Raw genomic sequence first — 14,284 nt, 5'->3', positions numbered from 1 at the left:
TCGAACTCATCAAGCCCATCGCCATGGAAGAGGGTCTGCGCTTCGCCATCCGCGAAGGTGGCCGCACCGTCGGCGCCGGCGTCGTCTCCAAGGTCATTCAGTAAGTCAGCCCTGAGTGGACGGGGAGGCCTGCGGGCCTCCCCGTCTTCATTGGTACCCTCGGGTATGGCCAAACAGATGCCCGCACTCAGCGACCACCTGCGCGCCTTCATCGAGGCGCAGCACCTGTATTTCGTGGGAACGGCCGCGCCGGACGGCCGGGTGAACGTGTCGCCCAAGGGCATGGACAGCCTGCGGGTACTGGGGCCGAACCGCGTGGCGTGGCTGAACGTGACCGGCAGCGGCAACGAGACGGCCGCGCACGTGCTCCAGGTGCCGCGGATGACGCTGATGTTCTGTGCGCTGGAGGGCCCGCCCCTGATCCTGCGGCTGTACGGCACGGCCCGGATGATCCAGCCCGTGGATGCCGAGTGGGCCGAGCACGCGGCGCTGTTCCCGCCACTGCCCGGTGCACGGCAGGTCTATGTACTGGACGTGGACGTGGTGCAGACGTCGTGCGGCATGGCCGTACCGCTGATGGATCATGTGGCCGACCGTGAGGATCTGAACGACTGGGCGGCCAGAAAGACGCCCGCGGAACTCGGAGCGTACCAGCAACAGAAGAACGTCCGCAGCATCGACGGATTTCCCACCGGCCTCCCGGCAGACGCCAGCCCCTCGTCCTGAGCGCGTGTTCCTCGGGCCGTACCGGGCTGGCCGGCCGCCGCCGCTGCATGCTGGTGGTGAACGCTCTCCTGCTCGGAGGTCGCCCAAATGCTGCCCGACGAACGTGCCACCCTCGATCCTCACCTGACCGCCGCCGAGCTGGCGAACCTGTCGCTGCACCGGAACGCGGGCGTGCGGCGGGCCGTGGCCGCGCATCCGAATACGCCGGCGGCCATCCTGGGCACGCTGGCTGCCGGGTTTCCTGCTGAGGTGCTGGGCAACCCGGCGTTGCCGCTGCTGCGGCTGGCACAGCCGGACATGGTGGGGCGCTGGCCGGTGCCGTCCCTGCTCGCCCTGCTGCAGCTTGGAGACGCGCCCGGGTGGCTGCTGGCCGCACTGCGCCGCCATCCATCCGTGGAGGTGCAGGTGGCCCTGGCGCGTCATCCACGGCTGGGGGCCGAAACGGTGGAAACACTGGCGGCCCATACCGCGTGGCTGGTGCGGGCCAGGATCGCGGCGCGCCCGGACCTGCCCCCTGCCCTGCTGCGCCGACTGCTGCACGACCCGGACGACAGCGTGCGCCTGGCCGTCGCCAGCCGGACCGACCTTGGTCCGACCGAGCGTGGGGCGCTGGGGGGCGATCCGTCCCGGTTCGTGCGGCAGGTGCTCCGGCAGTGCCAGGGCCGGACCGGCGCGGCAGTGGACAGTTGAGCGTCAGGTGCCTATAATTGGAATGTTGCCCGCCAGAAGGCGGGCTTTTACCAGCGAACGCCCGGTCACGGGCACCCTGCGAAAGTGGGCGCTGGGAGCAGCTCCACCGACAGGAACGGACTGCGAAAGGAGAGTCACATGGCGAAGGACGGCCCCCGCATCATCGTGAAGATGGAAAGCAGCGCAGGCACTGGCTTCTACTACACGACCACCAAGAACCGCCGCAACACGCAGGCCAAGATGGAGCTGCGCAAGTACGACCCCGTGGCGAAAAAGCACGTGGTCTTCAAGGAGAAGAAGGTCTGATGCCGGCTCCGGGCCCCCGCGCCCGGCCGCGCGCCGACCTCCTTTCTCACGTACTGACGCAGGTGAAGGCATGAACTTGATCCAGTATTTCCGCGACTCGCGCGCGGAACTGTCCCGCGTCTCGTGGCCCACGCGCGCCCAGGTGCTCGAGGGCACGCAGGCTGTGCTCATCTTCGTCGTGGCCCTCACGCTGGTCGTGTGGCTGATGGACGTGGGCTTCGGCGCCCTGCTGCGCGTGATCCTTCAGGGCAGGATCGCATGAGCATCGAGTGGTACGCGGTGCATACCTACGTGGGTCAGGAAGACCGCGTGGAGAGCCAGCTGATGGAACGCGCGAGCAAACTCGGCATGCGCGGCACCAAGATCTTCCAAGTGCTGCAGCCCACCGAGGACGCCGTGGAACTGCGCGAGGGCGGCAAGAAAGAAACCGTCCAGCGCAAGCTCTTCCCCGGGTACGTCTTCGTGCAGATGGACGTCGAGGACGACGACGCGCCCGGCGAGCTGGGCGAGTCGTGGGAAGTCGTGCGCGGCACGAACGGTGTGACGGGCTTCGTCGGCACCGCGACCCGGCCCGTGCCGCTGTCGTTCGACGAGGTGCAGCGGCTGCTGACCTCGGTCGGCGTGGCCGCGCAGCCCAAGGTCGAGGAAGCGCCGCGCGTGAAGGTGGACTTCAAGGCGGGCGACATGGTGCGCGTCACCGGCGGCCCGTTCGCGGACTTCAGCGGCGTGGTCAGCGAGGTCAACATTCCGCAGGCGAAGGTCAAGGTGCTCGTCAGCATCTTCGGCCGCGAGACGCCGGTGGAACTCGACTTCTCCCAGGTCGCCAAGTAAGCCCCCGCCCAGCCGACTTGGCAAGGTGGGCCGCCGTGCAGTAAAATCGAAAAGTTGCTGTCAATTCGCCCGCACGGGCGAACGCAGGACTTAGCGCCAGCACCCCGGAGTCGCCCGAACGTAATCAGTTCGGCCGCGCGCTGGGGGAGCTAAGGAGGAACCAAATGAAGAAAGTCATGGGGATTGTCAAGCTGCAACTCCCGGCTGGGAAGGCCACGCCGGCCCCGCCCGTCGGCCCGGCCCTCGGTCAGTACGGGGCGAACATCATGGAGTTCACGAAGGCCTTCAACGCCCAGACGGCGGACAAGGGCGACGCGATCATCCCGGTCGAGATCACCATTTTCGCTGACCGCAGCTTCACCTTCATCACCAAGACCCCCCCGATGAGCTACCTGATCCGCAAGGCCGCCGGCCTGCAGAAGGGCAGCCCGACCCCCAACAAGGCCAAGGTCGGCAAGCTCAACTGGGATCAGGTGCTGGAAATCGCGAAGACCAAGATGCCCGACCTGAACGCCGGCAGCGTTGAAGCCGCCGCGAACACGGTCGCCGGCACCGCCCGCTCCATGGGCGTGACCATCGAGGGGGCCCCCAATGCCTAAGCACGGCAAACGCTACGCAGCGCTGGTCGGCAAGGTCGACCGCGACAAGCAGTACACCATCGACGAGGCCGCCGCGCTGGTCAAGGAACTCGCCACCGCGAAGTTCGACGAGACCGTGGAAGTGCACTTCCGTCTCGGCATCGATCCGCGCAAGAGTGACCAGAACGTGCGCGGTACCGTCGCGCTGCCCCACGGCACCGGCCGCACCGTGCGCGTCGCCGTGATCACCAAGGGTGACAACCTCGCGGCCGCGCAGGCAGCCGGCGCGGACACCGTCGGCAGCGACGAGCTGATCGAGCGTATCGCCGGCGGCTTCATGGACTTCGACGCCGTCGTGGCGACCCCGGACATGATGGCCGCGATCGGCCAGAAGCTCGCGCGTCTGCTCGGGCCGCGCGGCCTGCTGCCCAACCCCAAGAGCGGCACCGTCGGTCCCGACGTGACCGGCATGGTGCGCGGCCTCAAGGCCGGCCGCATCGAGTTCCGCAACGACAAGACCGGCGTCGTGCACGCGCCCATCGGCAAGGCCAGCTTCGATCCGGCCAACCTGAGCGCGAACTTCGGCGCCCTGCTGAGCGCCCTGGAAGGCGCCAAGCCCGGCTCCGCCAAGGGCGTGTTCCTGCGCAGCGCGTACCTCACGACCACCATGGGCCCCAGCATTCCGCTGACCCTGTCGAGCGGCGCGAGCGCCTGATCCACCTGGGGACGCTGGCCCCGCGCCATCTTCCCCACCCACCATCGGCACCCCGGTGCAGCAACGCACCTTTCCAATACGCCCTCATTCCGGCACCAAAGACAGCGGGGACGCGCCAACGTTTAAAGATCCCGCCGAGTTGCCAGGTTGCGACCGCATGTTGAAAGACTGCACCCACTGCACCTGGACTTGTTCCCACACTGGAGGTACTGCGTGGCGAACGAAAAGAACCAGCAGACCCTGGGCAGCCTGCAGAAGAGCCTGACGGACATCGAGACGTTCTACGTCGTCGACTACCAGGGCCTGACTGCCGGCCAGCTGGGCAAACTGCGCAAGGACATCCGCGAGAAGGGCGGGCAGCTCATCGTTGCCAAGAACACCCTGATCAACATCGCCCTGCAAGAAGGCGGCCGTGACTTCACGGACGCGCTCAAGGGCCCCAGCGCCCTGGTGCTGGCCCAGGACGACCCGGCCGGCGTGGCCAAGGCGCTGAGCGACGCGGCCAAGGGCAATGACAAGGGCATCCCGGCCATCAAGGGCGGCTTCGTCGAGGGCAACAAGGTGGACGTCGCCGTCGTGCAGCGTCTGGCCAGCCTCGGCAGCAAGCAGCAGCTGCAGGCCGAACTGGTCGGCGTGCTCAGCGCCCACCTGTCGAACTTCGTGGGCATCCTCGAAGCGTACAAGACCAAACTCGAAGAGCAGGGCGCGTAAAGCGCGTTTCCCGCTCCAGCACCACCCGCACCACCCACTTCACTTCTGGAGGACACCACCATGGCTTACGACAAACAGGCTCTGATTGACCAGCTCGGCACCCTCACCATCATGGAACTCGCGGACCTCATCGACGGTCTGAAGGAAACCTGGGGCGTCACCGCCGCCGTCGCCGCCGGCCCCGCCGCTGGCCCCGCCGCCGCCCCGGTCGAAGAGAAGACCGAATTTGACGTCGTGCTGGTCGATGCCGGCGCGAGCAAGATCAACGTCATTAAGGAAATCCGCGCCATCACCGGCCTGGGCCTCAAGGAAGCCAAGGACATGAGCGAGAAGGGCGGCGCGCTGAAGGAAGGCATCAGCAAGGACGAAGCCGAGAAGATCAAGGCCCAGCTGGAAGCGGCCGGCGCCAAGGTCGAACTCAAGTAAGTCCCCTCCCACCGGAGTGCAGCCCCCGCCGAAAGGTGGGGGTTTTTCCTTGGATCAAGGACCACGCCCCGCCGAGGCGGGACTGTGTCGTCTGGTTGGAGCTCCGTTTTACCCGTGACACGACGTTTCTGTTTCAACCCCGTGGTCTCGGTTGTCCCGATCCCTCACCGCCCGCACTCCAGCCCTCATTTCACCCGTCCGACAGCGGGAACATAGAGCAGGCCACTGGAGCGCGGGCCTACAGGCCAAGCACGCACAGGCCCAGGAAGAAGGCGGCCAGCCCGGCGCGCTGCGTCTGTTCCAGCACCTGCCGCACGAACACGGAGGAGTCGCGGCGCAGGCGGGCCACGCCGGACTCGGGCAGGTCGGCGCGGGCCGCGATGTACATCCGCACGCCGTAGTCCGGATCGGCGGCCAGCGCCTCGATCAGCGCGGCAGGCAGGTCGGGCCGGGCGGCGATCCGGGCGCGCACCTGCCATGCGGGATGGGCGGCCAGGACGGCCACGGTCTCGGCCTCCAGGGCAGGGTTGGTCGCCAGCGCCACCTGATAGTCGCTCTGTGCGTGCGTGAGCGCGTAGCGGCGCAGCCAGCGGGGCGCCCGCGCGTGCCGGATCAGGATCAGCTGGGTGGCGCGCGGCCACTCGAGGACCAGGCCTGGGTGCGCGAGCCGCAATAGGGGCAGGCCGGGGTTGCCGAGCACCTCGCCGGGGAACTCCGGGGCCAGGGCGCTCAGCACGTGGGGCGGCGTGTTCGGGTGGGCGGCGACGGCGGCCCGCACGTCCGGGGCGTCCTGGCGGGCGAGCCGTTCGAGCTGCTCGGCGGTCAGGTCGGGCGTCAGTAACACAGGGCCGCCGGGCGGTTCAGTTTTTCCTGCCACAGGGTCAGCAGCTCCTCGAGGTCGTCGCGCAGGGTGGCGGGGGTGGCGTCGCCGGGCGTCAGCGTGTCGAGCACGTCGAAGGTGAAGGCGGCCGCGCCGTCTCCGGTCCAGTCGCGTTGCAGCGCCGCGTGGCGGTGGGTTCCGGTCATCAGTTCGAAGCGTGTCCGGTTCAGGAAGGCGTCCACGTTCACGCTCGGGACGAGCAGGCTGCGTCCGGACGGAACGTGCGTGACGCGGGCCACGCCGGGCCGGGGCGTGGGGAGCACAGGGCTCACGTGCCCTCCCCCGTCTCGAAGGCCGGGGCGGCGAGGTGCAGGACGTGCAGACGGACGTCCTCGGGCCACGCGGCGACCAGGGCGCGGAAGGTGGCGCCGTCGCCGGCGTACAGCGCGCGGCTGACGTCCTCCGCGCCGGGCAGGTCGCCGCCCATGACGGTCAGGAAGCGGTCCGTGGGAAGCACGGCCATGCGCCGGCGTTCGGCCGCCGGGTCGGCCTTGCGGGCCTCGTCGATCACGCGGCGCAGGGCGGCGGAGGCGCCGTTCGGCCACGCCTCCAGCCACTCCCAGTGGCGGGGCAGCAGGCTGACCTCGCGCGAGACCACGCCGAGTTTCGGGCGGCCGGGGCCGGATCTGGCCGGCGCGGGGTCCTCGCGGGCGAGTACGTCGTCCAGCGAGCCGCTGAGGTCGAAGTCCACGGTGCGTCCGGTCTGGTCGTTGAAGATCAGCAGCGGTTCCGTGCCGGTGCGCTCCAGCGTCTTGAGGGTCGTGAGCACCTCGCGCAGCGGGGCGGTGAGAAGCCGGCGCTGGCCGAGGAAGACGGTGTAGGTGGGGGTGGCGTCCATGCCCGGATATTACCCGGCGAAAAAGCAGGTGGCAATATCACCCGGGTAATATGAATGGCCTACCGCCCTTGCTGGACGCGCGAACCACCCTCACAGTGACGCCATGGACCGACTTCGGCAGGGCTGGGCGCGGTACACCCGGGGCGACTACGCGGCGGCGGAAGTCCTGTTCCAGGCCGTGCTGGACGATCCCACCACGCCGCCCGAGGGCATCTTCGAGGCCCGCTTCAACCTGGGGTACTGTGCGGCGTCCACCGGCCACCTCGGACGTGCCCGCGCCATCTACGGCGCGCTCCGGCAGGACGCGCAGGCCAGCGGCACCCTCCAGACCGAGCATGTGCTGCTCCATCAGCTCGGCATGGTGGAGCGCATGGCGGACAACTGGACGGCCGCGTGGTCGTGTTTCGAGGAGGAACGCCGCCTCATTGCCGCGCTGGGCGACGACGACCTCGCGGTGGCCATCAACGCCTATGAGCTCGGGCTGGTCGCGCTGCACCTGGGCCGGGCCACAGAGTCCCGCTCCCACTTCGAGACCTCGCTGCTGTGCGCGCAGCGGACGACGGACTCTGTCGCCGTGGGCTGTGCCCACCGGGGGCTGGGCGAGTGGCACGCCGCCCACGGTCACGCGGCGGAGGCGGCGGCCGAGTGGACCCTCGCCCTGACCGCTTTCCGCACGGCCGGCGACGAACCGGCTGCCCGCAACGTCCTGGCCCTTCTCAACCCTACCTGAGGTCCCGGCGCAGGCCCGCCGCCATCTGGAACCACTCGCGTTCCTGCCGGCGGTACAGCGCCGTGGCGCGGGATTCGGTCTTGGCCATCTGCTCCAGGACCGCTCGGGCCTCTCCACCCCGGCCCTGCCGGACCAGGAAGGCGGCGTAGCGGGCGCGGGGTTCCTCGGTCGTGGCGGCGACCATCGCCTGCTGGAAGGTGGCGTCGGCGTCGGGCTTGCCCTGGGCCTCCTGGGCCTGGGCCAGCAGGGTCAGCGTGCGGGTGCGCGTGGCGGCGCTGGTCTTCAGGTCGACCTTGTTCAGTTTCGCCTCGGCGTCGGCCGGGTGCTGCCGGGCCAGGTCGAGTTCGGCGCTGGTGAGCAGCACCACCGGATCGTCGGCGTACAGGCCGCGCAGCAGGGGCTCTAGAGTGGCCTGCGCGTCGTCCTGGCGGCCTGCGCGGGCCTGGAGCGCCGCGAGGTCCGCGCGGTTTTGCAGGGTGTCGCTCTCGGCGAGTTCGGCCTGCGCGTCGCGGATGCGCAGGTCGAGGGGTTTGAGGGCGTCCACGCCGCGCGCCACGGCCCGGCCCGCGGCCCGCGAGCCGCCGCGCATCGCCGGAAACAGCACGGCGAAGGCGTAGTACACCGTGAACGCCAGCCCGAAGAGGCTGCCCAGCACGGCGCCCAGGCCCAGCATGATCATCAGGTACGGCTGCTGTCGCGTGGCGATGGCGTGGATCAGGCACAGCACCGCCAGGCCGCGCACGATCAGGTAGAGGGTCGGCAGATACGGAGCGAGGACGTCCACAGCGCCATGCTACCGGCCGAGCGTGCAGCACAGCGGGCAGGATGGAGAATCGGACAACAGCCGAGACGAGTGCCGCCACCCCGGCACGGTCTCCGGACGCGCCGGGCACGGGGTTCAGTCTCCAGTCGGCCCGCTGTGATGGCCGTGCAGCACACCCAGGAAGGCGCGGGCGGCGTGGGAGAGCTGCTCCGTCTCCAGGCTCACACGGGTGAGTGGGCGGCGCAGGCCCGGCAGGTCCAGCGGCAGCCGTGTCAGCACCCCGAACTCCAGATCCCGCCGCACCCGCAGTTCTGGCAGGATCGCGGCGCCCAGGCCCTGGATGACTGCCTCCTTGACCGCGTCCGTGCCCGGCAGTTCCAGTCGGCTGGACGTGACCAGCGCCGCTGCGGCGAGCGCCTGTTCGGCCACCTCGCGGGTGCCGCTGCCGCGCTCGCGCCAGATCAGCGGCAGCGGGGCGGACGGGTCGGGCGTGAAGCCAGGAGCCCCCACCAGCACGAGTTCGTCGTGTGCGAAGACCTGCCGCTGCCACTCAGGGAGCACGGGGCCGCCCGGTCCCTCGATCAGTGCGATCTCGACCGCGCCAGCCTGAAGGGCGGCCAGCACCTCCTGGGTGTTTCCCTGGCGGATGTGGAAGGCCACGGCGGGATGCCGGCCGTGGTACGTGGCGAGCAGGCCGGGCAGCAGGCCGGCAGCGATGGTGCTGCTCGCAGCGAGGCGAAGCAGGCCAGCCTCCAGGCCCCGCCGCTCTTGAATCACGGTGCGCGCGCCGTCCAGCACGCGGGACAGCGCCTGTGCGTGCGGGAGTAGGGCCGACCCGGCGTCCGTGAGGGTCACGCCGCTGCGGTGCCGGGTGAACAGCGGCTCGCCGACCGCGTGCGCCAGCAGCTTGAGCTGGCTGGACACGGCAGGCTGCGTGAGATTCAGCTCCCCGGCGGCGGCGCTGAGGCTTCCCAGCCGGGCCACACGGGCAAAGGTCAGCAGGTGCTCCGGATTCAGGGCCACCACAAGATATTAGTGATTTTTGGGGCAGTAGAGAGAATGGTGATTTGAGTTTATGGACGCGCCGCCCTAGCCTCCGGGCATGACCACCCCGTGCGCTTCTGCCCACCCAGAGGGACTCGCCGGAGTCGTCCGGGGCTTTACGCCCAACTGGTTCGCCGCGACGATGGGCACCGGCATCCTCGCGCTGCTGCTGCCGCACGTGCCCGTTCCCGGCGCGGCGCTCCTCGGCGAGGGCCTGTGGTGGATGAATATGGCCGTGTTCGCCGTGTTCACGGGGCTGTCGGTGGCGCGGCTCGCGCTGTATCCGCATGAGAGCCGCGCCACCCTGGTGCACCCGGTCCAGAGCATGTTTCTGGGCGCGCTGCCGATGGGACTGGCGACCCTCATCAACGGGCTGATCGTGTACGGCGTGCCGCGCTGGGGGGCCGGGGCCGCGTGGCTGGCACGCGACCTGTGGGCCTTTGACGCTCTGCTCTCGGTGCTGGTGGGGCTGCTCGTGCCCTACGTGATGTTCACTCGGCAGGATCACGCCCTGGAACGCATGACCGGGGTGTGGCTGCTGCCGGTGGTGGCGTCGGAGGTGGCCGCCGCGAGCGCAGGCCTGATCGCGCCGCACCTGAGCGAGCACGCGGCCGCGCCGCTCGTCTACGCCGGCTACGTGCTGTTCGCGCTGTCGGTGCCGCTGGCCCTGATGCTGATCGCCGTCCTGATCCTGCGCCTCGCACAGCACGGGCTGCCCACGCCAGACCTCGCGGTGAGCATGTTCCTGCCGCTGGGACCGCTCGCCACGGGTGCCCTCGCCCTGCTGCAACTGGGCGACGCCGCGCCGCGCGTCCTGGCCGCGCAGGGCCTGGGCGCCCTCGCGCCCACGCTGACCGGCATGGGGCTGGTGGGCGGGCTGGTGCTGTGGGGCTTCGGCGGGTGGTGGCTGGCGCTCGCCACCATGACCACCCTGCACGTCCTGCGCCGGGGCCTGCCGTTCAACCTGGGCTGGTGGGGCCTGACCTTCCCGCTCGGTGTGTACGCCGCCGCGACCTTCAGCCTGGGGGCGCTGACGCACCTGAACGTCTTCTCCACGCTGGGCCACGTTCTGGTGACTGCGCTCACCGCCCTGTGGACGCTCGTGACCGTCCGTACGGTGCGGGGGGCGTGCTCGGGTCACCTCTTCGCCGCGGCACTCCTGCCACGTGAGCAGGGGCTGCCCGCGACCGTCCCTGGACCACTTCCCCACGCATCCTGAGCAGCGGGGCCTCGCGCCTCTAGGACTGACCGGGCATCGACCCGTTCCTTCGACCTGCGGGCGGCTTTCGGACCCCTCCCGCCGCCTTCTCCACCGGCAGGCCCCAGTTGACTCTTTACCCCCGTGTCCTCTATACTCGCCTTTGGCCGACCATGATGGGTCGCGCAGGAGTTCCTTGGTATCCAGCGGACACCACAACTAATTTCTTATTTCAGGGAACGCGACCGAGAAGGGTTGCGGTTCCTCCTGCGCCGTTTTGGCCCCGAGGGGACGCAGGGAGTACGCAGGGTGCGCGGCGAGGTGTGCATGACGCTCAACAAACAAGAACCCCGCATCGAACGTTTCGGTGAAATCTCGGAAGTGATTCCGCTTCCGAACCTGACGGAAGTGCAGGTCAATTCCTTCCGTGCCTTCCTCCAGGCTGACACGTCCATCGAGAAGCGCAGCAATGTCGGCCTTCAGAGTGCCTTCAAGGAAGTCTTCCCCATCGACGAGACCGAGAAGGGCCGCTCGACGGGTCTGGTGCTCGACTTCCTCGAGTACCGCCTGGGCGATCCGCCCTACTCGCCGGAAGAGTGCCGCGAGAAGGACCTGACGTACCAGGCCCCGATGTACGCCAAGCTCCAGCTGATCCACAAGGACTCGGGCCTGATCAAGGAAGACCAGGTCTTCCTGGGCGACCTGCCGCTGATGACCGAGGACGGCTCGTTCGTGATCAACGGCGCCGACCGCGTCGTGATCTCGCAGATTCACCGCTCGCCCGGCGTGTACTTCACCAGCTCTTACAAGGGCATCAAGAAGATGTACACCGGCGCGATCATCCCCATGCCCAAGCGTGGGCCGTGGATCGAGCTGGAATTCGCGTCCGGCATCCTGGAGATGAAGGTCAACAAGCGCAAGTTCCCCGTGGCGATGCTGCTGCGCGTGCTCGGCTACGACGACGCCCAGCTGCGCTCGCTGTTCACGGAGTTCGAGCCTGATCTGGAGCTGCCCGAGGACAAGAGCGCCGGCATGGGCGCCGACGAAGCGCTGCTGCGCCTGTTCACGGTGCTGCGCCCCGGCGACCCGCCCAAGCGCGACAAGGCGATCCAGTACCTTTACGGCCTGCTGGCCGATCCCCGGCGCTACGACCTGGGCGAGCCCGGCCGCTTCAAGATGAACCGCAAGCTGGGCGTGCAGCGCAGCGAGCACACCCTGCTGACCTTCCAGGACGGCAAGTTCAGCGACGCCGGTCTGGTGGACACCATCCGCTACCTGATGGCGCTGCAGTACGGCCGCGAGACCGTGCCGATGGCCGACGCCGACGGCGTGCTGCACGACGTGCCGGTCGGTGAGGACGACATCGACCACCTCGGCAACCGCCGCGTGCGTACCGTGGGCGAACTGCTCGCCGACCAGCTCCGCGTGGGCATGGGCCGCATGGCGCGTGGCGTGCGCGAGCGCATGCTGCTTGGCAACCCGGACGCCGCGACGCCCACCAAGCTGGTGAACAACCGCCCCATCGTGGCGGCCATGCGCGAGTTCTTCGGGCGCAGCCAGCTCAGCCAGTTCAAGGACCAGACCAACCCGCTGTCCGACCTGCGCCACAAGCGCCGCATCTCGGCCCTGGGGCCGGGCGGCCTGACCCGCGAGCGCGCCGGCTTCGACGTGCGCGACGTGCACCGTACGCACTACGGCCGCATCTGCCCGATCGAGACGCCCGAAGGCGCGAACATCGGCCTGATCTCCTCGCTCGCCAGCTACTCCAAGGTGAACGACCTGGGCTTCATCGAGGCCCCGTACCGCCGCGTGCAGGACGGCAAGGTCAGCGAGACGGTCGAGTACATGACGGCCGACATCGAGGATCGCTACACCATCGCGCAGGCGAACTCGCCGCTGCAGCCGGACGGCACCTTCAGCGACGAGCGCGTTCTGGCCCGCCGCAAGGGCGACCCGCTGTGGTACACGCCCGAAGAAGTCGACTTCATGGACGTGTCGCCCAAGCAGATCGTGTCGATCAACACGTCGCTGATTCCCTTCCTGGAGCACGACGACGCCAACCGCGCACTGATGGGATCGAACATGCAGTCGCAGGCCGTGCCGCTGGTGCGCGCCGACTCGCCCGCCGTGGGCACCGGCGTCGAGCGCCGCGTGGTGACGGACTCCGGCACCAGCGTCGTGAGCGACGTGACGGGCCGCGTGACCTACGTGGACGCCCGCAACATCCAGGTCACGCTGACCGAGGACTCCGCGGCGGCCAGCATGGTCCGGGGCAACGTGCGCACCTTCGAACTCGTGCGCTTCACGCGCTCCAACCAGGGCACCAACCTCGACCAGCACCCCATCGTGAACGTGGGCGACGACGTGGTGAGCGGGCAGGTCATCGCGGACGGTCCCGCCTCGGATCTCGGCCGCCTGGCGCTGGGGCAGAACATCACCATCGCGATCATGCCCTTTGACGGCTTCAACTTCGAAGACGCCATCTGCATCTCCGAGGGCCTGGTGCGCAAGGACTTCTACACGTCCGTGCACATCGAGAAAGACGAGATCGAGGCGCGCGACACCAAGCTCGGGCCGGAGAAGATCACCCGCGACATCCCGGGCCTGTCGGAAGCCGCGCTGCGCGACCTGGACGAGGACGGCATCGTGCGTGTGGGCGCCGAGGTCAAGCCCGGCGACATCCTGGTCGGCAAGACGTCCTTCAAGGGCGAGTCCGAACCCACCCCGGAAGAACGCCTGCTGCGCTCGATCTTCGGCGAGAAGGCCCGTGAAGTGAAGGACACCTCGCTGCGCGTGCAGTCCGGTCAGGGCGGCATCGTGGTCAAGACCGTGCGCTTCCGCCGCGGCGACGAGGGCGTGGACCTCAAGCCCGGCGTGCGCGAGATGGTGCGCGTGTACGTGGCCCAGAAGCGTCAGCTGCAGGTGGGCGACAAGGTGGCCAACCGCCACGGCAACAAGGGCGTCGTGTCCAAGATCATGGCCCCCGAGGACATGCCCTACCTGGAAGACGGCACGCCGGTCGACCTGGTGTTCAACCCGCTGGGCGTGCCCAGCCGCATGAACCTGGGCCAGATCCTGGAAACGCACCTGGGCGAGGTGGCCCGCCTGACCGGCCAGAAGTTCGAGACCCCGGTGTTCGACTCGGTGACGGAAGCGTCCATCAAGGAGATGCTGGAAGTCGCGGCGGCCGAGCGGCTGCAGCGCCTCAAGGACGAGGGCTTCGAGCTCGACAAGCGCGAGCAGGAAGTGCTCGACCGCGCCGGCAAGGTCGGCGTCGTGGACGCCCCCAACGGCGACTACGAGAAGGCCCAGATGCAGCTCGCCCGCACCGGCAAGAGCATCCTGTACGACGGCCGCAGCGGTGAGCCCATCAGCGGCCCGGTCGTGGTCGGCACCATGTACGTGATGAAGCTGTACCACATGGTGGAAGACAAGCTGCACGCCCGCTCCACCGGCCCGTACAGCCTGATCACCCAGCAGCCGCTGGGCGGCAAGGCGCAGTTCGGCGGCCAGCGCTTCGGCGAGATGGAAGTGTGGGCGCTCGAGGCCTACGGCGCGGCGCACACCCTTCAGGAAATGCTGACCATCAAGTCCGACGACATCGACGGCCGCGACGCCGCGTACCAGAGCATCGTCAAGGGCGAGGAAGTCTCCGGCAGCACCATCCCCGAGTCCTTCAAGGTGCTCGTCAAGGAACTCCACTCGCTGGGCCTGGATGTCGAGGTGCTCGATACCCACGACAAGAACGTGGACATCTTCGAAGGGATGATGCCCAAGCGCTGATGCGCGGGCACTGAGCTTCAAGGGCAGTTGGGGTCTGAGGCCTGAAATGGCACGAACTCACTGAA

At 68.7% G+C, this 14,284-nt stretch carries 18 protein-coding genes; 13 read left to right on the top strand and 5 right to left on the bottom strand.

The genetic code is table 11. From position 1 onward, the window contains the following. The 10 genes from HNQ07_RS13890 to rplL all read left to right on the top strand — a co-directional run. On the top strand, nucleotides 1-104 hold a 104-nt coding region (locus tag HNQ07_RS13890; RefSeq protein WP_184112741.1), incomplete at its 5' end, for an EF-Tu C-terminal domain-related protein. A 61-nt stretch (nucleotides 105-165) separates the two neighbouring features. Continuing rightward, nucleotides 166-726 (top strand): pyridoxamine 5'-phosphate oxidase family protein, encoded by a 561-nt coding sequence (locus tag HNQ07_RS13885; RefSeq protein WP_184112739.1) that lies wholly within the window; start codon nucleotides 166-168, stop codon nucleotides 724-726. An 87-nt stretch (nucleotides 727-813) separates the two neighbouring features. Then, nucleotides 814-1,416, top strand: coding sequence for a hypothetical protein (locus tag HNQ07_RS13880; protein WP_184112737.1), 603 nt, complete (start codon nucleotides 814-816; stop codon nucleotides 1,414-1,416). Nucleotides 1,417-1,554: 138 nt separating this feature from the next. After that, entirely contained in the window at nucleotides 1,555-1,722 is a 168-nt protein-coding gene (rpmG, locus tag HNQ07_RS13875) for a 50S ribosomal protein L33 (RefSeq protein WP_022800165.1), read from the top strand. Nucleotides 1,723-1,792: 70 nt separating this feature from the next. Further along, nucleotides 1,793-1,984 (top strand): preprotein translocase subunit SecE, encoded by a 192-nt coding sequence (gene secE / locus HNQ07_RS13870; RefSeq protein ID WP_184112735.1) that lies wholly within the window; start codon nucleotides 1,793-1,795, stop codon nucleotides 1,982-1,984. Continuing rightward, nucleotides 1,981-2,553: a transcription termination/antitermination protein NusG gene (nusG, locus tag HNQ07_RS13865; RefSeq protein ID WP_184112733.1), complete on the top strand. Its 573-nt coding sequence runs from the start codon at nucleotides 1,981-1,983 to the stop codon at nucleotides 2,551-2,553. The genes secE and nusG overlap by 4 nt, the downstream gene beginning before the upstream one ends. Before the next feature lie 164 nt (nucleotides 2,554-2,717). Next, the gene (gene rplK / locus HNQ07_RS13860; RefSeq protein ID WP_136390117.1) at nucleotides 2,718-3,152 is read left to right on the top strand and encodes a 50S ribosomal protein L11; all 435 of its coding nucleotides are present in this window, start codon (nucleotides 2,718-2,720) and stop codon (nucleotides 3,150-3,152) included. Continuing rightward, a complete protein-coding gene (rplA, locus tag HNQ07_RS13855) occupies nucleotides 3,145-3,846 on the top strand; it encodes a 50S ribosomal protein L1 (RefSeq protein ID WP_184112731.1) in 702 nt (233 codons plus the stop codon). Before rplK ends, rplA begins: the two co-directional genes overlap by 8 nt. Nucleotides 3,847-4,059: 213 nt before the next feature. Continuing rightward, nucleotides 4,060-4,557 (top strand): 50S ribosomal protein L10, encoded by a 498-nt coding sequence (gene rplJ, locus HNQ07_RS13850; RefSeq protein WP_184112728.1) that lies wholly within the window; start codon nucleotides 4,060-4,062, stop codon nucleotides 4,555-4,557. 60 nt (nucleotides 4,558-4,617) lie between these two features. Next, nucleotides 4,618-4,983, top strand: coding sequence for a 50S ribosomal protein L7/L12 (rplL, locus tag HNQ07_RS13845; RefSeq protein ID WP_184112726.1), 366 nt, complete (start codon nucleotides 4,618-4,620; stop codon nucleotides 4,981-4,983). A gap of 238 nt (nucleotides 4,984-5,221) precedes the next feature. Here the strand turns inward: rplL and HNQ07_RS13840 are convergent, their stop codons facing one another. From HNQ07_RS13840 to HNQ07_RS13830, 3 genes are read right to left on the bottom strand one after another with little or no spacing between them, the layout of a single operon-like run. Further along, on the bottom strand, nucleotides 5,222-5,827 hold the full coding sequence (locus HNQ07_RS13840) for a hypothetical protein (RefSeq protein WP_184112725.1): 606 nt from the start codon (nucleotides 5,825-5,827) through the stop codon (nucleotides 5,222-5,224). Continuing rightward, nucleotides 5,818-6,135, bottom strand: coding sequence for a GIY-YIG nuclease family protein (locus HNQ07_RS13835; RefSeq protein WP_184112722.1), 318 nt, complete (start codon nucleotides 6,133-6,135; stop codon nucleotides 5,818-5,820). Before HNQ07_RS13835 ends, HNQ07_RS13840 begins: the two co-directional genes overlap by 10 nt. After that, on the bottom strand, nucleotides 6,132-6,701 hold the full coding sequence (locus HNQ07_RS13830; protein ID WP_184112720.1) for a DUF2239 family protein: 570 nt from the start codon (nucleotides 6,699-6,701) through the stop codon (nucleotides 6,132-6,134). The genes HNQ07_RS13835 and HNQ07_RS13830 overlap by 4 nt, the downstream gene beginning before the upstream one ends. Before the next feature lie 103 nt (nucleotides 6,702-6,804). Between HNQ07_RS13830 and HNQ07_RS13825 the strand changes: the two genes are divergently transcribed. Beyond that, nucleotides 6,805-7,431 carry a tetratricopeptide repeat protein gene (locus tag HNQ07_RS13825; protein ID WP_184112718.1) on the top strand — a complete coding sequence of 209 codons (627 nt, stop codon included), beginning with the start codon at nucleotides 6,805-6,807 and terminating at the stop codon, nucleotides 7,429-7,431. Here HNQ07_RS13825 and HNQ07_RS13820 read toward each other — a convergent pair. Next, nucleotides 7,424-8,215: a hypothetical protein gene (locus tag HNQ07_RS13820; RefSeq protein WP_184112716.1), complete on the bottom strand. Its 792-nt coding sequence runs from the start codon at nucleotides 8,213-8,215 to the stop codon at nucleotides 7,424-7,426. The genes HNQ07_RS13825 and HNQ07_RS13820 overlap by 8 nt on opposite strands. 114 nt (nucleotides 8,216-8,329) lie before the next feature. After that, complete coding sequence (locus HNQ07_RS13815) at nucleotides 8,330-9,217, bottom strand: LysR family transcriptional regulator (RefSeq protein ID WP_184112714.1); 888 nt, start codon at nucleotides 9,215-9,217, stop codon at nucleotides 8,330-8,332. A 79-nt stretch (nucleotides 9,218-9,296) separates the two neighbouring features. Between HNQ07_RS13815 and HNQ07_RS13810 the strand changes: the two genes are divergently transcribed. Both HNQ07_RS13810 and rpoB read left to right on the top strand, forming a co-directional pair. Then, nucleotides 9,297-10,457 (top strand): TDT family transporter, encoded by a 1,161-nt coding sequence (locus HNQ07_RS13810; RefSeq protein ID WP_184112712.1) that lies wholly within the window; start codon nucleotides 9,297-9,299, stop codon nucleotides 10,455-10,457. Between the two features lie 306 nt (nucleotides 10,458-10,763). Beyond that, nucleotides 10,764-14,219 (top strand): DNA-directed RNA polymerase subunit beta, encoded by a 3,456-nt coding sequence (gene rpoB, locus HNQ07_RS13805; RefSeq protein ID WP_184112710.1) that lies wholly within the window; start codon nucleotides 10,764-10,766, stop codon nucleotides 14,217-14,219. The last annotated feature ends 65 nt before the right edge of the window (nucleotides 14,220-14,284 follow it).

The sequence above is a fragment of the Deinococcus metalli genome (assembly GCF_014201805.1).
Lineage (GTDB): Bacteria > Deinococcota > Deinococci > Deinococcales > Deinococcaceae > Deinococcus > Deinococcus metalli.
Note: the sequence above shows the minus strand (reverse complement) of the source record. Positions and strands in the feature narration are given on the sequence as shown.